Raw genomic sequence first — 17,978 nt, 5'->3', positions numbered from 1 at the left:
CGGCGGCCTGCAGGGACTGACGATCCTCCCCGGCATCTCGCGGTCGGGGACGACGGTCAGCGTCATGCTGTTGCGAGGTTACGAGGGGCCGGCGTCGCTTCGGCTATCGTTTTTGCTCTCCATCCCAGCAAGTCTGGGCGCGGCGCTTCTTGTCGTCGTGACCGGCGGCGGACTGCCCGGTATCTCACCGCTCGTCGCGGTCGTCGCGCTCTCGACCAGCGCCGTCGTCGGCTACCTTACGATCGACGCCCTCATGTCGATCGTCGACCGCGTCGCCTTCTGGCTCGTCTGCGTCGGCTTGGGCGGGCTCGCCGTCGTTGGAGGTCTCGCCGTTCTGTAGATCAGCGGGGTCCGGCGGCTCGAACGCGGCGAGTAGCAGTTCGACCGGCCGCGTCTCGCGCAACTCCGCCCACGGCCGATCCTCGAAGAGCGCGATCGTCCCGACGACCAGCAGTCCGACGGCGACGAGCAGCGCGGCGGTTCGATCGAGAACGAGCGCCGACGGAAACGCAAGTATACCGACCAGAATCGTCACGAGTCCCGCCACGCGAACGGGCGCATTGAGCGTCCGTTTCGATACCACCGAGGCGAGTGCGACCAGCGCCGACCCTGCCGCCGCGCGTTCCAATCCCCCAAACACCCGATCCAAAATCGCAATAAACGGCCCGACGGTCCACGTCTCCCGGAGATCGATGACGATCACCTCCGGGTCCGGCTCGGCCGTGAGCCACCGGTACAGATACGAGCCGCGAACGAGCGTCGACAGCCGATCCGCCACGGCCATCGTCGTTCGATAGAGTCGCGAGGATTCGAGCATGGTCACTGACGGCGCTCGATGCGCTCGATCGTCGGCGTGATCGTCGTGACGCCGAGATCGAGCGTGACGCGGTCACCCTGTCTGAGCGAGTCCCCCTTGAACCGCACGCCTGTCGTCGTTTCCCGAATCGAGAGTTCCGCGGTGATCGTCACGTCGCTGTTGAGCGGATCGTCATGAACGCGGAGATCCCCCGACTCGGAGGTCAACACGACCTTCGAGGGCTCGGTTTCGACATCGGTGATTTCGGCAATCGTTTCACCACCGGTCGTCTCCGTCATTCCGGGCTGGATGCCCTCGGCAACTTGGTCGCGTACCCCTTCGAGTCGAAGCGTGACCGTCCGAGTACCGGCGGTTCCCGGTTCTTCGACGGTTCCAACGCCCGTAATCCGACCATCGAGATGGTACCCATCGCCGGCAAAGACGAGTTCAGACCCGCGACGAATCGGCGTCGAACCGTATCTTGGCGTATCCCCGTCGGTCAGCGTTTCGACGGAGAGCCCGACGAACACGCGAACCTGATCCGGATCGTTCGTCCCGTAGCGGGTGACCGATTCGACCGTCGCCGCCGGTCGATCGTCGATCAGGATCTCGTCACCAACCACGATCGCTTCCGCTTCGTCGATATCCACAGTGTCCTCGATAACGAGGTCCGTCCGTCCGCGGTCGAGATCCGGCGAGTCGCCGACGCGCTGGATCGACCCGTCGACACGGTAGCGGTTGGTAACGATATCGAGCGATCGGCCCAAGCGTGGCGGCGCCCCGTCGTAGTTGACCGCCCCACTTTCGAACTCACCCTGGAGTTCGACGCGAGCGATGACACGGATTTGATTGCCTTCGGGGGTGACGTGGAGCTCGGTGATGGTCAGCGTGTCGAGATCGTTCGGCGCGTACGTATCCCCCTCGTTGAGCTCCTCGACGATCGCATCCGAGTGCGTCCCGAGATCGAGCGTCGCGTAGGTCGTCTCAACGTCGGGTTCCGGTTCGGGGTCGTCGCTGAACACGAGCGCCGCGCCCGCGACGACGACCGCAACGACGAACAGCACGACCAGTACATCGATTACGTTGATGACGCCGAACAGCCTGCCCTCGTCGTCGATGACGTTCATTCCACAGCACCCGAACCCTGCATTATGTGTGTCCAATTTTCCGAAGTATTAAAACCGTTCTGTCTGCTGATTGGTTCCTCGGCGGATTGAGACACTGGCGGTCGGACATCTACCGGCGGAAGGAGACCTCTGAACACGACGACCACAGACAGTACTCAGTGTTCATAACGAACCGGGGGAGCGGCCTTTTCACCGAGTATGGCTACCGCTGGGAGATCTCGAAGTAACGCGAGGGATCACGATTCAAATGACTGCGATCAACACACTCGGGATGGTCCTCGGTTGAGCAGTGTTCAGTTCTCTCTACCAGGCTACGACAGAATACCCGGCAAGTTTCCAGTTTACGCCACCGAGTATTCGATGGTGGACTAACGCGTTGAACGTACTGGTGATCGTGATTCTGGCTACCGTTTTCATCGTCCCACACGAGTGGCTTCATGGGCTTGTCATCCGGTACAAGGGTGGTGAGGCACGCTACGGTGTCGGAATCGCACATTTCATGTTCCGTACGGATACGCGACGACTGACCATGAATTCTCACGGAACCAGTTCATCGTCCTCCTCCTGACGCCGCTCGTCGTCTTGACGCTTCTCGGTGTGCCTCTCATAATCGTATTTGGGTGGGGATGGTTGGTCGTCCCGCTCGCGTTGAACGCCGCGGGAGCGGTCGCGGACGTCTGGATAACCCTGATTGTGTGGGCTCCCCCGGCCACATTCGAATCGTGAATCACGAAGGCGGAGTTCGAATCCTCGGACGCGTCGCTGACCGTCCACGGTTACTATCGATTACGAGCCCCGTCTGGGATGCTCTCTCGGGGGCTGCTGTCGCAGTGTTTGGGAGACTAATCCTGTTAGCTATTGGCGCTGTGGGTGCTCGGTGTCGAGCCACTCACTGTCGGTACCTCCGGTACGATCACAGGTACCTATTCTCGTTCACAAACACACTGCGGAGATCTCTTTCGGTGCTGGTCGTGGTGCAACACTCGGATTAGGCTATGCGTTGCTCCGGAGCTATCTCCGAAGTACGTGCCCCGTCGAGACGATGGCTGACCGCCCGTAGTCAGCTGGTGGTCGGTTGGGTTCAATTAATGGTGGGTTTCGATGCATGCGTCCGAATATGGTCGACACTCCGTGTATGCCCCTTCGATTGCTTGTGTGATGATGTCTCGCTATTGGTCCGTGAGAGGGCCGAGGACGGTACCGCGTTCCCTGCGGATATATCTGGAAAACTCCTCCGGTGATTCAGCTACAAGTTCCGTAGAGACTGTTGTGCTCGTAATCTCGACCGTTCGTTGCTCATCGAAGACCAATCGTAGCAGTACATCATTCCAGCGGAGATAGTGGCTATCCGTTTCAGAGCCGAATATCGATCGGTCCCGCCGCTCCTCATTTTCGCACGCGAACATGGCCGAGAACGAATGATGCGGTGCGTGAAGGAGATGTGGATCCCCGACAGCACTAAATCGGCTCCTCGCCATCAATAATCCGCAACCCCCACGCAGCCATCTCAGGCACCTGCTCGCGCATCTGCGGGTACATCGGATTGTCGGCATTGCCCTCAAGATGCCGACGGAAGAACATCTCGCACAGGGCGGTGAGCTTGTACACCGACAGCGTCCGATAAAACCGACCACCCTCGAAGTTGAGTCCGGTCTGCGTCTCGTAGCGCTGGACAAGTTCGGCCTTCGTCGGATACCCCGGGCGGTCAGTGAATGTCGGTATCAACTGTGGGATGGCTGGCTCGGGGTCATCGGGGTCCCGCCAGTAGGTGAGCACCCACGCGAGGTCGAATCGCGGATCCCCGAGTGTACTGAGTTCCCAATCGAAGATACCGACGATCTCGGGAAGGATAGACGTTCCAAACATGACGTTATCAAGTTTGTAATCCCCGTGGACGAGCGCGTGCGGGTACGACTCCGGTATGTTGTCGTCGAGCCACGCTCCGATGTCAGCGATTTCGGGGACCTCTCGCTCGGCTTCAGTCACGTCGAACGCCCACTCAAACTGCTTGTGCCAGCGTTCGACCTGCCGCTTGATATACCCGTCGGGACGGCCGAACTCCTCCAAGCCCACGGCTTCGTAATCGACAGCGTGGATTTCTGCCAATCGATCGATCAGTTCCTCACCGATTCGCTCGCGTATGTCGGGGTCAGAAAACCGCTCGGGTTCCGCTTCGCGAATGACATCGCCCTCGATTCGCTCCATGAGATAAAACTCACTCCCGATGACGGAGTCATCCTCACAGGCCCGCACCGTTTTCGGCACCCGAACGTCGGTATCTTGTAACGCGTTGATCACTCGGTATTCCCGGAGAACATCGTGAGCCGTGTCCGCTTTCGAGCCCGGTGGCGGCCGCCGCAACACCAGTTCGTGATTCCCCCATGTTACGAACAGCGTTTCGTTGGAGTGGCCTGCCTGGTGGTGTTCGATCTCGTAGGTCTCGGCCGCTCCGAGTTCGATTTCGAGGTACGACTGGAGCGCGGTTTTGTTGACGATCCGGTCCATGTAACTATCGTCACTCATCCGTACCACCACCCTGTCGCATCGGTGGCCAGACACGTGGCTGCCTATCCGAATTCATAGTAGTCGTGGTTTCGTCGCACATCCCTTCGTACCGAGTGGAACAGCTGGGACTCATTACAGACTTCACTCAGACATCGGCTGGAGGACTTTCCGGTCAAATTCCTTGGCATGCTCAAGCGGTGCACCTGTCGGGAACGTGATCATCACGCTGTCTACGCCGACGTCGTCAAGCTCGCGCAACCGCTCGCGACAGTACTCGGCTGGCCCCGCGATGGCCCATCGCTTGCCGAGATACTCCTGTACCCGCTGTGGGAGATCTTCTGGAGATTGTGCGGATTCGTCGCCGTGTTCACGGAACTCGTGAGCCTCGACGAGCGCCTCCAAGTCATCGTGGAGTTCACTAGGAGCGTTTTCCATCGAGTAGCTGAAGTTATGATACGCGATTGGCTCAAGCATGTGCATGAGCTTTCTCGTTGCTTCCTCTTGCGTATCGGCGACGCATCCGGGTGTCAACGTCACGAATTCCATCTCATCGAGTGACCGTCCGGCACGATCGGCACCGATACGCAAGTTCTCGTGGGCTAAATCTTCGATGATCTCCGGATTAGAGCCACCGCCAAACATGATTCCATCAGCGACTTGTCCCGCCATACGTAGGGTTACGGGACCTTCGGCGGCGACGTAGACATCGATGGTCCCGTTGGCCTGCTCAAGAGCGAATTCCTCATCGCCGAACATAACGGACTCACCCGAAACTAGCGCCTGTATCTGTTCGACTGCGTTGTGAAGTTCGCTCACCGAAGCTGGCTGTTTTCCAATCGAGTACACGCCGCTATCACCCGCACCGATCCCGATACTAGCTCTGTCGTCCGATAGCTGGTTAATCGTAGCGATGGCATTTGCAGTTACCGATGGATGCCGACTGATTGGGTTCGTAACCCCTGTCCGGAGCCCAAGAGTCTCTGTCTCCATAGCACATACGGCAAGCGTCGCATATGAATCGGTGTACAACTGATGGGAGTCAGCGACCCAAATAGACGTGAAATTGCTTTCCTCAAGAAAGCGTGCGTACTCCCGAGCGGCCGCGATACCAGTTGGAAAATAAAAACTGTCAACATTGACCATACCACATGTTAGTATATCATATATATTGATTTTTTGGTCCTAGTAATATGACTGTCCCTACGCCATCTATCATTATTCCGGCAAAAAAATATAAGTACTAATTATGTGATTTCTCATTCCCACTATGGGATACTTGTGCAATGTTGACATTGGTGGTACCCACACGGACGTTGCGGTGATCGATGAGGAAGGAAACACCATTGAGGCGAAGGTCCCGTCAACACCAGGGAATTTCGCTCAGGGGTTTTTTGACTCCCTCGACGCTGTTGCTTCCGAGTTGGGAATCCAAACTACGGAGTTGCTTGAATCGTCCGATCTAGTATCACACGGGACAACTGTTGGTACTAATGCAGTCATTGAAGAAGAAGCATCGGAGACGGCACTAGTTACCACCCGTGGCACAGAAGATGTATTGTTTTTGATGCGGGGGGCTCCTGGTCGAACGAGTGGGCTCCCTATCGAAGAGGTCCTTAGATACCAACATGCGACGAAACCGGATCCCATCATTCCAAAACATCGTGTCCACGGGATCGACGAACGCATTGATTCCATGGGTGACGTCGTCGTTGAGTTTGATGAAGAACAAGCCCGCGAAATCGCCAAGAGCCTTCGCGAGGAAGACGTTGATTCGGTCGGAGTCAGTTTCCTCTGGTCGTTCCTTGAGTCGGATCACGAAGAGCGGATGATTTCGATACTCGAATCTGAACTCGCCGATGATGTGTTCCTGACGCGAAGTAGTCAGTTGGTTCCAAAATGGGGTGAATACGAACGAACGACGGCTGTCGCCATTAATGCGGCAATCGGACCGATCACCTCAGAGTATATTACCAATATCAACCAAGAGCTTTCGCAGAAGGGGTACGACGGCGAATTACTTGTCATGCTCGTAGGTGGTGGTGTCGCCCCTGCAGCAGACGCAATCCGAGAGCCCGTCCGAACTATCGATTCCGGCCCAGCAGCAGGGATGATCGGATGTAGTTTCCTCGCTGAGCACCTCGGTCATCAGGATATCATCGCTGGCGATATGGGTGGGACGAGCTTTGATGTCGGATTAATCACCGATGGAGAGCCCCTGACCAACGCCACGAACGTAATCAATAAATACGACTACGCGATTCGGAATATAGACATAGATTCAATCGGCAATGGCGGTGGATCTATCGCGTGGGTGGACAACGAGACTAACCGATTAGAGGTTGGGCCGAAAAGCGCTGGCGCAGACCCTGGTCCGGCTTGCTATGGAGAAGGCGGTACAGATCCCACGATTACCGACGCAGATCTGTTGTTAGGGTTTTTAGACTCGGAAGAATTCCTCGGTGGAAGTCTCTCGATTGACGTAGGGCGAGCCGAAGCAGCGATTGAAGACCTAGCAGACACGCTCGGGATGGACACCCTTGCAGCTGCATCCGGTATCGTCGAGATCGCCAATGCACAGATGGCTGACCTCGTGGGGCAGCGGACAATCAATCGAGGATATGACCCACGTCAGTTCGTCCTCTACGCGTATGGAGGTGCTGGTCCGCTGCATATGCCCACGGTTGCGGATCAGTTAGATATCGAAACAGTCGTCGTTCCAGGGGGAAGTGCATCGTCAGTGTGGTCTGCGCTTGGCATCTCCTCATCGGATGTCCTCCACCGGAACGAAGTCTCAAACATTCGGACTGTAGCTCCCTTCAACCCAGAAGAAGTTACGCGACGGTTCGACGAAGCAGAGAACGAAGTGAGAGAGAAACTCCATGACAACGGATTCGATGAAGACGAAACGCAAATCGAACGCTATGCTGACCTTCGATACGGGGCACAGGTCCATGAGATCCCCGTCCCGATGCCTAACGGTACACTTGATCAGGACGACATCGACGGGATGATTGCTCGATTCGAAGAGAAGTATGAGGAACTGTACGGCGAGGGCGCTGGCGCCAGCGAGAGCGGCTTCGAACTCGTTGCAGTCCGAATCGATGGGTACGGATATACAACCAAGCCGAAGCTTGGACAGACCGATACTGGTGGCAGTACGACGTCCGATTCGGTGGAGGAAGTCTTCTGGCCGCGAGAATCCACCCATCTCGAGACAGACATCTATTACGAAGACGGTATCACTTCAGGCGGCAGCATAGAGGGGCCCGCAGTCATCCGGCTGGAAAACACGACAGTATCGGTACCGCCGAACGATCGCTGTCAGATAGATTCTTACGGAAACTTTGTCATACACATCGGAGGAAACTAATAATGTCATCCGAACCAAACGGAAGCGCAGAACAGAAACACGAGGGCACCGACGTCTGGGAGGACTTCCGTCAGGGATACGTCCCCAGAGACGAGTTGGATATTCATCCCGATCTGACTCTTCACCACGATGCAGAAGACGAGATAGATCCGGTCACATATCGAGTCCTCAGACACCGACTATACACGATTAATGAAGAACACGGCCACACCCTGGAGAATGTCTCTGGATCGCCAGTCGCGTACTTTGCACAGGATTTTAATCCGACAATCCTGACCGCCGATGGAGAAGTCGTGTTTCAGGGACCCTATATTCAGTTCTTTTCCCCCATTGCCGAACTCCAAGTGAAATGGGTTCTAGAGAACCGTAGCGGGAATCCGGGGATTGAACCTGGAGATATGTATCTTTCAAACGATCCCTGGGTTGGGAGCACTCACCAACCAGATGTGTTCTTCCTCGCTCCGGTCTTCCGTAATGGTGAATTGTTCTGTTGGGTCGTCAACACACTCCATCAGTACGATATCGGTGGGATTAGCGCCGGTAGCTTCTGTCCGAGCGCCGATGATGTCTTCGGAGAACCGACACCTATCCCGCCCACGAAAGTAGTCGAAGACGACGTCGTTCGCCAAGACATCCGACAAATGTACCTGCGACACAGTCGGCTTCCAAACCTGGTTGGGTTAGATTTCAACGCTCAAGTCGCCGGATGTCGCGTGACACGAGATCGAATCCACGATGTTGTTGACGAGTACGGTGCTGAGACTGTCAAGGGGGTCATGAACCAGATAATCGACGACTCTGAGCAGCGATATCTCCAAAAGATCCGAAAGATCCCCGACGGAACGTGGCGTTCTCGGGAGTACATGGAAGGATCCCAGACTGGCGACAGCAACGTCTATCCAGTTGAGATCCAGCTGACCAAGGAAGGAGACACGCTCACATTCCGGAATGAAGGGACCGCAGAGAGCCAGGGTGTGATGAACATCAGCTATGCTGGATTCCGGACAGCAATCATGAGCGTTCTCAATCCACTCATGTTGTACGACGAACTCTTCGTGGCCAGCGGTGCGTTCCGCCACATCGAGATCGATACGACGCCGGGGACGCTTAATCGGGCAGAATGGCCCGCTGGATGCAGCCCAGGAGGCACCACGAATATCGAGTTTTCGATCGGCTTGATCCAAGATGCAATGATCCGAATGCTGTCTGCCGCCCCCGAACTCAAAGGCGATATCGTCACGGATACGCCAACATTGAGTACGATGGCACAGGCAGGCATTGATCAGTGGGGGAATCCATACGGGACGATGAATCTCGATATTATGGGCGGTGCCATCGGCGCAACGCCGAACAAAGACGGCGTTGATGTCGGCGGCTACCTCTGGGGACCAAAGGGACCAATGCCAAATATCGAGAACAACGAACAGGATTACCCAGTCCTATATCTATACAAGGAGATCGTCAAAGACTCCGGTGCCCCGGGGCAACAAAGAGGTGGTGCGACGATGCAGTATGGGTGGATTCCACATAAAACAGAGGAGATACAGAACGTGTTTGTCGGAAACAGTGGTGTTACCTCCGTCACAGCCGGCCTCGGGTCGTATCCCGGCCCGCCAGCACTCAATACGGTAGCTCAGGATACGGATGTGACCAAACGGCTAGAAAATCAAGAGATTCCACAGTCAATTGATGCATTTGACGCAGAACCGGAGCTGTTCGCGCCAAAAACGGAATACGCCCAAGGGCCTAATGACGTTGTTCAAGCCCGAAACGGGACACCTGCGGGGTACGGTGATCCGTTGAAGCGAGATCCACACAACGTCGCTAATGACGTCGCATCCGGGCTCGTAAGCGAGGCAGCAGCCAATGAGATATACGGTGTCGTTCTCACGGTGGACGGCCACGAAGCCACCGTAATTGAAGATGAAACGAGCGAGCGCCGCGAAACACTTCGGGAACAACGACTCGAAGAAAGCAGTATTCCCGCGGAGGAAAATGAACGATGAAGATACACGAATACCTCGAACTCGATCCAGAGGCAGAAACGATCAGATGCAGTGAATGCGACGAGACGCTGTGTAACGCAGATCAAAACTACAAAGAATACAGTGCGATGCGAACCGGCCCAGTTACTGATGCTGGGCCGCTGTTCCAGCCTGCCCAGCGGATCCTCGGAGACGATCCTGGGTATGAGTTCCGGCAATGGTTCTGCCCGAACTGTGGCGTCCTGTTTGATCACAGGTTCGCGCTTGAGGGCGATCGAATCCTCCACGACATCGAAATTGATCTCAACGCGATCGAATCATAGCTACGTCCCCGTTTTTACGCCAATAAACTAATGATCAGCAGAGACAAAATAGTCAGGGTTAGTCATTGGACATATCTGCTATGACCGCGGTGTTCAGATAAGGATTGAAGAGTGAGGCGTGGTGTTTTCAAAGTGATCTAGGCCCGAAACCACACGCCTCAGCGGTAGTATCGCCCAGTTCGACGTAGATTTTGTGGAGCGAGAAGCAACACCGCGACTGTTGCTGAAGCTCAGTACTCAATTCCATCTTGCTGGGCTATCATTATCTAATACTGTTTTTATTCTCGAAATATTTGGTGTTCAACGCGCGCGATCCACCGTTCATAATTGGGTTCACAAGGCTGATTTACAGCCGGCAAATGGACACGACCCGAATCACGCTGCCGTTGACGAAACCGTGAGTCAACTCACCGATGAACAATAGTGGCTGTACGCCGCTGTCGATCCCGAAACAAACGAATTGCCCTATACACAGCTTGAACCGACAACAAACAGCGTCCTTGCACAGCAGTTTCTAGCCGAACTCCGCGAGAATCACGATGTTATCGATGCGTTGTTTCTCATCGATAGCTCGCATTCATTGAAAGACGCCTGCTCTCGGAGGTCATCCTCGAATCGAACCGACAAGACGCCGAACGCTGACCCAGATACGTTCCGCATTAACTCCGTTCACCAGTTATAGATCCGCGTATTAACCAACAAATGGCCGTGTCTCTACTCAGCCACTCGAACGACCTGTTTGCCGATGTTGTCACCGGAGAACAGGCCGAGAAATGCGTCCGGTGCGTTCTCTAAGCCGTCGACGACCGACTCGCGGTGGACGAGAGCACCGTTTGCAACCCACGTCGTGAGTCGTTCGTTCGCTTTTTCGAATCGCGTGGCATAGTCGCTAACGAGCAATCCCTGTACTGTCGCGCGCGGTGCGATGAGCTGCAGCAGCTTTCTGGGGCCCGTCGGGACCTCCTCGTCGTTGTAGTGAGCGATCTGCCCACAGACTGCCACACGAGCGTCGAGATTCAGCTTCGTAAACACGGCGTCCGTGATCGGACCGCCGACGTTATCGAAGTATACATCAACGCCCTCGGGCGCAGCTTCCTCAAGAACAGCTCCGTAGTCGTCGGTTTCGTCGTAGTTGATCGCCGCGTCGAACCCCACCTCGTCCGTAAGCCATTCCGTCTTTTCGTCCGTCCCGGCGAAGCCCACGACCCGACAGCCGTTCAGTTTGGCAATCTGTCCGACAACCGATCCAACCGCCCCTGCAGCTCCGGACACGACGACGGTGTCGCCGGGCTCGGGCGCTCCGACCTCAAGCAGGCCAAAGTACGCTGTCCGACCAGGCATTCCGAGTGTGCCGAGGTACGCCGGTAAAGCTGCAATGTCGGGGTCAACCGGGGCGACGTCCGCAGCATCGAGAACGCTGTAATCGGCCCATGTTCCTTCGCCGGTCACGAACTCGCCTGCGTCGTACTGGTCGCTGTTGCTCTCGAGGACTTCGCCGACGATACCCCCTTTGAGTATATCGCCGACAGCCCACGGCTCCGCATACGACTCCCTGTCTCGCATCCGGCCACGCATATACGGATCGACAGAGAGATACTTGACGCGGACGAGCAGTTCTCCCTCGCGGGCTGTTGGAATCTCTTCGTCTCGAAGCTCAAAATCGTCCATGTCCGGCTCCCCTGTTGGTCGCTCTGCAAGGTACCATCCGCGATTTATATCCGTCACACACCTAGTCCACTCGCGGCGTCAAAGAGACTTCGGGAACTCATCGTCTTGATCTGGGGATGAGAAATCGAATGTACGACCCCTGCTTCGCCCCTGCATCCTGAACTGTTTCATCGTTCGTGAATGCTCTTGGGGTTCACCGAGTTGAAAAGGATTGGTGACGGAGATACGCGAGGTCTTGGAGTCATTTTTCCCTTACTACATCGGCGACGCGATTGCCGAATCGACGAGCGATACTCTCGATCCCGACTCGTCCCCGCCGCCTCGAGGAGGTTGTATTGAGTCATCTTATTTTGAGCGGTTATACGGCTCGAAGCGGAACCGTCGTTCCCCCTCAGAAACTAACTCGACAGCTCCATCGGGAGTATCGAGATCGACCTCGGACGAGCCACTTGACGCGCTCATTTGGGAGACGGAATGCAGATACAGCTGATATCTTGAGAGGAGTTCTTATTCTACATGATCTGTATTCGTTGTTCTCTACCAATCCACCGCAGCGATATCCCAGATATCCAATCGGCCATAGCTAACGACACTCGAATCTTGTCGGATGAAATGCTGCCGTAGACGACCACGAAGACCACTTGTTTTCCCAGCGTACGCTGGTTTGCCATCTAGGTCGTACATACAATACACGCCTGCGGTGTTCGTCGGGATCGTTTTGAGTGGCTTGGAGATGATAAATTACTGTAGGCGGTGATGATACTTTTTCACGGCGTTCTAGTTTGAGTTTTCATTTCGTCGTGGCAGAGAGAAAATCCAATAAAATCGACCAGGTGCGGGACGCTCGCGAAAGTCGTATATATGCCTGCCGTCTCAGCGGCCGATCGTCCCCTGTCGGGTAATCGGGGCGGTAGGGTTAATCACGAACGCGACGAGCATCGAGTCCTCGGTTGCGGTAATGGGCACGTCGCTATCGCTGGTTACGAGCGCACTCTCGGTATACCCGACGGACTCTTCGTCGACGTTGACTGCCCCCTCGAAGACGTAGAGATAAGTGTCCCAGCCTGAACGAGACGGCAGCGTGGTCGTGGTGCCGGCGTCGAGCCGACAGTCGTAGAAGTCGACGTCGTTGCGAACGTAGAGCGGCGCGTCGGTCCCGTCAGGACCAAACAGCTGCCGCCACTCGTTCGCGACTGAATCGGAGATCAGCTCGTGCTGAATGGTCGGCTCGAGATCGAGACTGTGCGGCCGGACGAAAATCTGGAGCATCCGCAACGGCGGGTCGTCGGCGAGCGTCTCCTCGGCGTGCCAAAAGCCACTGCCGGCGTTCATGACCATCAGGTGCTCGGCATCAGTGACGAGCTCGTTGCCCTGCCGGTCGTCGTGGCGCATCACGCCATCGGGTACCCACGAGATGATTTCCTCGTTTCGATGTTGGTGCATCCGGATGAGCGTCTCCGGATCCATGAATGACTCGACGACGGTTGCGAGTGGTCCGTAGCCATGATCACTGTGGTCGGGGACCGCATGACCAGGGAAGTTGAAGTGGATCCGAAATTGGCCCTGATTCTGCGAGATGTCCGTTCGCGGCGCCGTGTGGATACGAGGCTGCGTCTGGGCTGAGGGCGAGTCGTTCATTACCAATTCGTAGTCTCTCAGCCGCTATATGGGTTCTGTGTCCCGGTCTTTTGTTCGGAGCATTATCTCTGCACCTGTGTAATAACGGGGGGCTACAGGTGGTGCTGTGCTTGCTGACGAGCAGGTGTCTGTCTCCTCAGGGCAGCCTCCCTAGTCACCACGACTTAGACGAATGGACGAGTATGGGATGTATGACGCGCACAGTGGTCATCGCTGGCGTTGGTCCGGGACTCGGTGAATCGCTCGCACGCAAATTCGCAGCCGAGGGCTGCAAGGTCGCACTCTTCGCTCGATCAGTGGACTATATCGAAGAACTCGCCAAGGACCTTGCCGCTCCCGGCGAGGGGCTTGCCGTCCAGACTGATCTCGCCGACGTCGATCAGATCCGGGCGGGATTCGAGGCAGTCCGCGATGCGTTCGGTCCGGTCGATGTTCTCGTGAATCACGCGAGCGCCGCCTCGTGGAAGGGGCTCATGGACGTGAGCGTCGAGGAATTCGAGCAGGCATGGGCGGTCAACGGGCGTGGTGCGTTCGTCTGCTCGCAGGAAGCCGTCGACGATATGCTCGATACGGGAGGTGGGACAGTCATCTTCACAGGCGCGACCTCTGCAGTACGGAGCCTCGGTGGAGCGATCGGGTTCACGGCTGCGAAGTTCGCCGCCCGTGGGATGGCGATGGACATCGCACAAGAACTCGGCCCAGAGGGGATTCACGTCGCCCACGTCGTCATCGACGGACAGATCGACACGCCGGGCGTCCGCGAGCGGTTCTCCGACCGCGGCGACGAGACGTACCTCAACCCCGACGAGATGGCGGAAACCTATTGGCACCTCGTCGAACAGGACGACAGCAGCACCCAGCCGTTCGAGATACACATCACGAACGGTCCGCAGAACTCCGAGTTTATCTAACCGTCCCCCCAGTGGAGACACGCACCGGGTGTGCCGGATGAGTGCGACCGGACAGCAGGACTGTACGCGGGAAGCCCATATACCGCGCTATGGGCCGGAATATGCTCGTGGCCGGGGGCTGGAAGACGGATACCGAACCGTATACTGACGACAGTAGCCCGTTCGATCGCGCCGAAACCATCGTTCCGGAGCTTCCGGATCACGTCGCAACCACGTTCGAAGACGTTTGCCAGGAGGCCGTCTGGGAGTTCATCCGCCGTGGAGAGTTCCCGCCATATTCGGACGTTGGACGGTGGTGGTACGGTGAAGACGAGAGCGAGATCGCGGGATTGGCACCGAACGATGACCGAATCCTGTTTGCTGAATGTAAATGTACTTCGGAACCGGTCGGGAAGTCACTCGCCGACGATCTTCCGAAAAAGGCAGACAACGTTCGGTGGGGTCTCAGTGACCGTGCGGAGGAGTTCGCGCTGTTCTCGAAAAGCGGCTTCGTCGATGGGTTTACGCAAGACCTCGACGTAAACTGGTCGCGTATCAATGTTGATAAACTCGGTCACCTCTTTTCAGCCGGCGACGAATCACCGTAATTGGCAAAGTGGTTTCATGCGCCGGTCCACGGCCGTCGACGAATTCATGCCACCACCCAGCGATACCAACACGTATGCTTCCCGTGGGCGAGCAGGCCCCTGCGTTCGAACTGCCGAATCAAGATGGTGACTCCGTTTCCCTCGCTGCATTCGAGGGTGAGCGGGTTGTCGTGTACTTCTATCCGAGAGCCAACACGGAAGGCTGTACCACGGAGGCCTGTGGCTTCCGAGATTCGTGGGACGCGTTCACCGAACAGGGAATAGGGGTTCTCGGCATCAGTGACGATCCGGTCGAGGACCTCAAGGCATTCCACACTGACTACGAGCTCCCGTTCGACCTCCTCAGCGACGAAGACGGCGAGGTGGCGACACAATACGACTCCTACGGCGAGAAAAAGATGTTCGGCAACACGTTTGACGGCGTCTTTCGGAACACCTACGTGATCGATGCCGACGGCGCGATCACCCAGACGTACGAGGGTGTCTCACCCGAGGGACACGCCGACGAGATACTCGCGGATATCGACGACGCGACATGTTAGCTTGAGGCCGTACGGTTCGGCTGCACTAACTGCTAAAGCGTGGGTCAATCATGGATAGCAATCATATATCGGCAAATTCTGGCGATTGATATGACCGCCGGGCACCGGAGTCAGTCGAGTCGCCGAAGCCTTTGTATGCATCGCATACGCTGTATACGACATGGGAACGATCTCGGCACGCGTCCCCGATGAGTTAGAAGCCGAACTCGACGCGTATCTCCAAGACGAGAAGCTCGACCGGAGTACGGCCGTTCGCAAGCTGCTCTCGGAGGGCCTCGAGGAGTGGCGACGCGAACGGGCTCTCGATCAACTCGCAGCTGGAACGATCACGTTCAGTAAAGCGGCCGAGGTGGCAGGGATGTCCGTCTGGGATTTCGCGCAACTCGCCAAGGAGCGTGATATCACCTGGGTGGCCGCCGAGCACCTCGACGCGGATCTCGAGGCGCTGTGAATGTGGGTCTTCGACGCGACGCCGCTGATTTATGTTGCGAAAGTCGATCGGTTGATACTTCTCGGACAGCTCGAAGCGTCGTGTGTAGTCCCCGAACGTGTCTATGAAGAAGTTGTCACGACTGGTCTCGAAGCGGGCTATCCCGACGCCCGTCGCATCGAGCGAAGCGTCGACGACGATCTGTTCGATATTGTTACAGTTGAGACGACTCCGCTCTCGTCGCGGCTCCAAACGAACGATGCCCTCAGCGACGCCGACGTCGCGGTGCTCGCCTGTGCGGATGCGCATGCCGGTGTGGCGGTGATAGACGAGACGTATGGTCGTGATGTCGCCGCTGCCGAGGGGATTACAACCCGTAGCACAGCATATCTCGTCCTGAAACTCACACAACAGGATGCGATCAGTGTCGAGGAGGCACGAACCGTGATTGACGCGATGATCGAGAAGGGATGGTACTGCGCGCCCGATATGTACGCGAAGATCGTGCGGAAACTCGAGTCACTCGCCGACTGACTGAAATCGCCGTCGGACGTTCTACGGACGCTATCCCACGCCCGTTGTCGAGTAATGGTCCGAAGGTTTCAATCTCGGCCTAGGTTTTCTCTTCGCTGCGACAGAGCATCTCACGTATCACGACGACCAGGAAACACGACCCCAAAATCCTCTCTTTACTGTTGTTCCCAATTCGGTCGGGGCGACCCCGGTAGCCCGTCCGTTGCGTCGAGTAACTCTTCGTTGGTCGTCCACGGGTAGCAGCGTCCGTGCAGTTCGAAGAGACGGAAGTCGTTCAGGTGAACCCAACTGTACGACGGCGCCTCGATCCCCTGTTCCTTGAGTTCGCTCTGCAGGGTATCGACGGTAATATCCACGCCCGCCTGATTCGCCCGGTCGACGAGTGCCTCGAGTGCTGTAGATTTCGCCTCCCCATCGATGTCCGTGGCAGCCATGAGTTGCGCCCCGGCAGCGAGTACTGCACGCCTGTTTGTGAGATTCGCTTCCGTTTCCCAGTGGTAGGCACGGGGGAGGACGTACGCTTTCTCGAAGTACTCAGTTTCACCGAGTTTGCCGAGTTCGTTGACTTCGCCACCCGCGTCCTGCTCGAAGACGGCGGCGACGTAGTCACTGAGCGTCGCCGTGATGTGAAATTTCACGCGAAATTCCGGTAGTCGCGGGAGATCGATATCAACGAGATCGCCGATGAGGAATGCGTACGTTCCATATCGGCGGTTCAATCGATCACAGACAGTTCGGACACGTCGTAAATACGGATCACGATAACTTCCGAGGACGAGGTAGGCGGTCTGGTCGCGGTCATAGATTGCCGGTGTCTCACTATTTGCCCACGACAGAATTCGGGTCGCTTCCGTGGACCCAACGTCGAGCCCCCGTAGCGCTCGCTGGACGGCCGCCATGATCTTGCCCGCGTTCGGCGGAACGGACGGACCACCCATACGCTAGTACGCAACCGGCTGGGTGATAGGCGTTTCTCATTGACTCAGTAAAATACTACTTTTATTGACTCAGTTGACCCAAACCGTTATGCCGCCGAGAATGCTACGGTGGGACATGAGCGATACGGCCTCGGAGGGCTTCGAGGATTCCTTCGCAGAGCAGCAACGAATGCGTGAGCTGTTCTCACAGGAGACACGGCACCTCATTATTCAGTTGATCCTCGGCCATCCAGCTCATCTCGTGTCGTTGGCCGAACTCGACTATATGATCCCGAAGAACGAGGCCGCCATCCTCGACCAACTCGAGACGCTGCGAGATGCTGGCATTCTTGATGTCTACGTTCACGAACCGAATGCGTCGACGCGGAATCTCCCTTCGAAGTTCTGGGGCCCGACCGAGCGGGGAGTCGAGATTCTCTACGAGCATAATTTCTTGCGGGGCGTCCCCATCGCACGGGCCGTCTACGAGGAGACGGACAAATCAGAGCGAGTACGACGCCACGAAGCGGCACCGCGCCCGACGCTTCCAGCAGCTGTGACGGATGCACTCGAGTTCGACGAACCCGATCTCGACGCCGTCGACGCCAGCCCCGAACAGTAGTGCTCACACGACGCTCGTGGTGC

At 56.8% G+C, this 17,978-nt stretch carries 16 protein-coding genes and 4 pseudogenes; 13 read left to right on the top strand and 7 right to left on the bottom strand.

Annotated features, from left to right (window positions below; genetic code table 11):
• Positions 1-340, top strand: a 340-nt coding sequence (locus R6U53_RS02915; RefSeq protein ID WP_410320865.1) for an undecaprenyl-diphosphate phosphatase, incomplete at its 5' end; no start/stop codon positions are given.
• Between the two features lie 479 nt (positions 341-819).
• On the opposite strand, the gene R6U53_RS02910 is transcribed toward R6U53_RS02915, so the two are convergent.
• A complete protein-coding gene (locus R6U53_RS02910; protein WP_410320864.1) occupies positions 820-1,923 on the bottom strand; it encodes a DUF4330 domain-containing protein in 1,104 nt (367 codons plus the stop codon).
• A gap of 92 nt (positions 1,924-2,015) precedes the next feature.
• Between R6U53_RS02910 and R6U53_RS02905 the strand changes: the two are divergent.
• Together R6U53_RS02905 and R6U53_RS02900 are read left to right on the top strand one after the other, a co-directional pair.
• Positions 2,016-2,141: pseudogene (locus R6U53_RS02905) on the top strand (transposase); the annotation flags it as partial.
• 292 nt (positions 2,142-2,433) lie between these two features.
• Positions 2,434-2,649: pseudogene (locus R6U53_RS02900) on the top strand (metalloprotease family protein); the annotation flags it as partial.
• Positions 2,650-3,381: 732 nt separating this feature from the next.
• Here R6U53_RS02900 and R6U53_RS02895 read toward each other — a convergent pair.
• Positions 3,382-4,446 carry a phosphotransferase family protein gene (locus R6U53_RS02895; protein ID WP_410320863.1) on the bottom strand — a complete coding sequence of 355 codons (1,065 nt, stop codon included), beginning with the start codon at positions 4,444-4,446 and terminating at the stop codon, positions 3,382-3,384.
• A 123-nt stretch (positions 4,447-4,569) separates the two neighbouring features.
• Positions 4,570-5,571 (bottom strand): LLM class flavin-dependent oxidoreductase, encoded by a 1,002-nt coding sequence (locus R6U53_RS02890; protein ID WP_410320862.1) that lies wholly within the window; start codon positions 5,569-5,571, stop codon positions 4,570-4,572.
• Between the two features lie 124 nt (positions 5,572-5,695).
• On the opposite strand from R6U53_RS02890, the gene R6U53_RS02885 reads away from it, so the two are divergent.
• The 4 genes and pseudogenes from R6U53_RS02885 to R6U53_RS02870 all read left to right on the top strand — a co-directional run.
• A complete protein-coding gene (locus R6U53_RS02885) occupies positions 5,696-7,798 on the top strand; it encodes a hydantoinase/oxoprolinase family protein (RefSeq protein WP_410320861.1) in 2,103 nt (700 codons plus the stop codon).
• Positions 7,799-7,800: 2 nt separating this feature from the next.
• Positions 7,801-9,804 carry a hydantoinase B/oxoprolinase family protein gene (locus tag R6U53_RS02880; protein WP_410320860.1) on the top strand — a complete coding sequence of 668 codons (2,004 nt, stop codon included), beginning with the start codon at positions 7,801-7,803 and terminating at the stop codon, positions 9,802-9,804.
• Entirely contained in the window at positions 9,801-10,106 is a 306-nt protein-coding gene (locus R6U53_RS02875; protein WP_410320859.1) for an acetone carboxylase subunit gamma, read from the top strand. The genes R6U53_RS02880 and R6U53_RS02875 overlap by 4 nt, the downstream gene beginning before the upstream one ends.
• Before the next feature lie 169 nt (positions 10,107-10,275).
• A pseudogene (locus tag R6U53_RS02870) lies at positions 10,276-10,743 on the top strand (IS6 family transposase); the annotation flags it as partial.
• A gap of 77 nt (positions 10,744-10,820) precedes the next feature.
• Here the strand turns inward: R6U53_RS02870 and R6U53_RS02865 are convergent.
• The 3 genes from R6U53_RS02865 to R6U53_RS02855 all read right to left on the bottom strand — a co-directional run bounded on the left by R6U53_RS02865 (position 10,821) and on the right by R6U53_RS02855 (position 13,412).
• On the bottom strand, positions 10,821-11,831 hold the full coding sequence (locus R6U53_RS02865; protein ID WP_410320858.1) for an NADP-dependent oxidoreductase: 1,011 nt from the start codon (positions 11,829-11,831) through the stop codon (positions 10,821-10,823).
• 480 nt (positions 11,832-12,311) lie between these two features.
• Positions 12,312-12,467: a GIY-YIG nuclease family protein gene (locus R6U53_RS02860; RefSeq protein ID WP_410320857.1), complete on the bottom strand. Its 156-nt coding sequence runs from the start codon at positions 12,465-12,467 to the stop codon at positions 12,312-12,314.
• 180 nt (positions 12,468-12,647) lie between these two features.
• Complete coding sequence (locus tag R6U53_RS02855) at positions 12,648-13,412, bottom strand: pirin family protein (protein WP_410320856.1); 765 nt, start codon at positions 13,410-13,412, stop codon at positions 12,648-12,650.
• A gap of 191 nt (positions 13,413-13,603) precedes the next feature.
• Between R6U53_RS02855 and R6U53_RS02850 the strand changes: the two genes are divergently transcribed.
• The 5 genes and pseudogenes from R6U53_RS02850 (at position 13,604) to R6U53_RS02830 (ending at position 16,416) form a co-directional block, all read left to right on the top strand.
• A complete protein-coding gene (locus R6U53_RS02850; RefSeq protein WP_410320855.1) occupies positions 13,604-14,323 on the top strand; it encodes an SDR family NAD(P)-dependent oxidoreductase in 720 nt (239 codons plus the stop codon).
• A gap of 176 nt (positions 14,324-14,499) precedes the next feature.
• Positions 14,500-14,910, top strand: a pseudogene (locus R6U53_RS02845) (DUF234 domain-containing protein); the annotation flags it as partial.
• Between the two features lie 74 nt (positions 14,911-14,984).
• Positions 14,985-15,452: a thioredoxin-dependent thiol peroxidase gene (gene bcp, locus R6U53_RS02840; protein ID WP_410320854.1), complete on the top strand. Its 468-nt coding sequence runs from the start codon at positions 14,985-14,987 to the stop codon at positions 15,450-15,452.
• A 160-nt stretch (positions 15,453-15,612) separates the two neighbouring features.
• A complete protein-coding gene (locus R6U53_RS02835; protein ID WP_410320853.1) occupies positions 15,613-15,903 on the top strand; it encodes a UPF0175 family protein in 291 nt (96 codons plus the stop codon).
• Positions 15,904-16,416, top strand: coding sequence for a DUF3368 domain-containing protein (locus tag R6U53_RS02830; protein ID WP_410320852.1), 513 nt, complete (start codon positions 15,904-15,906; stop codon positions 16,414-16,416).
• Positions 16,417-16,571: 155 nt separating this feature from the next.
• On the opposite strand, the gene R6U53_RS02825 is transcribed toward R6U53_RS02830, so the two are convergent.
• Positions 16,572-17,354, bottom strand: coding sequence for a hypothetical protein (locus R6U53_RS02825; protein ID WP_410320851.1), 783 nt, complete (start codon positions 17,352-17,354; stop codon positions 16,572-16,574).
• A gap of 115 nt (positions 17,355-17,469) precedes the next feature.
• Between R6U53_RS02825 and R6U53_RS02820 the strand changes: the two genes are divergently transcribed.
• Positions 17,470-17,955, top strand: coding sequence for an ArsR family transcriptional regulator (locus R6U53_RS02820; protein ID WP_410320850.1), 486 nt, complete (start codon positions 17,470-17,472; stop codon positions 17,953-17,955).
• Positions 17,956-17,978 lie beyond the last annotated feature (23 nt).

The organism is Natronomonas sp., assembly GCF_046483325.1.
Taxonomy (GTDB): domain Archaea; phylum Halobacteriota; class Halobacteria; order Halobacteriales; family Haloarculaceae; genus Natronomonas.
The sequence above is the reverse complement of the archived record's forward strand: the minus strand, read 5'-3'. Positions and strand labels throughout refer to the sequence as shown.

Coding starts and splice junctions, on each gene's coding strand:
- R6U53_RS02910 (WP_410320864.1), bottom strand. CDS start 1,923: ATGAACGTCATCGACGACGAGGGCAGGCTGTTCGGCGTCATCAACGTA.
- R6U53_RS02895 (WP_410320863.1), bottom strand. CDS start 4,446: ATGAGTGACGATAGTTACATGGACCGGATCGTCAACAAAACCGCGCTC.
- R6U53_RS02890 (WP_410320862.1), bottom strand. CDS start 5,571: ATGGTCAATGTTGACAGTTTTTATTTTCCAACTGGTATCGCGGCCGCT.
- R6U53_RS02885 (WP_410320861.1), top strand. CDS start 5,696: ATGGGATACTTGTGCAATGTTGACATTGGTGGTACCCACACGGACGTT.
- R6U53_RS02880 (WP_410320860.1), top strand. CDS start 7,801: ATGTCATCCGAACCAAACGGAAGCGCAGAACAGAAACACGAGGGCACC.
- R6U53_RS02875 (WP_410320859.1), top strand. CDS start 9,801: ATGAAGATACACGAATACCTCGAACTCGATCCAGAGGCAGAAACGATC.
- R6U53_RS02855 (WP_410320856.1), bottom strand. CDS start 13,412: ATGAACGACTCGCCCTCAGCCCAGACGCAGCCTCGTATCCACACGGCG.
- R6U53_RS02850 (WP_410320855.1), top strand. CDS start 13,604: ATGACGCGCACAGTGGTCATCGCTGGCGTTGGTCCGGGACTCGGTGAA.
- bcp (WP_410320854.1), top strand. CDS start 14,985: ATGCTTCCCGTGGGCGAGCAGGCCCCTGCGTTCGAACTGCCGAATCAA.
- R6U53_RS02835 (WP_410320853.1), top strand. CDS start 15,613: ATGGGAACGATCTCGGCACGCGTCCCCGATGAGTTAGAAGCCGAACTC.
- R6U53_RS02830 (WP_410320852.1), top strand. CDS start 15,904: ATGTGGGTCTTCGACGCGACGCCGCTGATTTATGTTGCGAAAGTCGAT.
- R6U53_RS02825 (WP_410320851.1), bottom strand. CDS start 17,354: ATGGGTGGTCCGTCCGTTCCGCCGAACGCGGGCAAGATCATGGCGGCC.
- R6U53_RS02820 (WP_410320850.1), top strand. CDS start 17,470: ATGAGCGATACGGCCTCGGAGGGCTTCGAGGATTCCTTCGCAGAGCAG.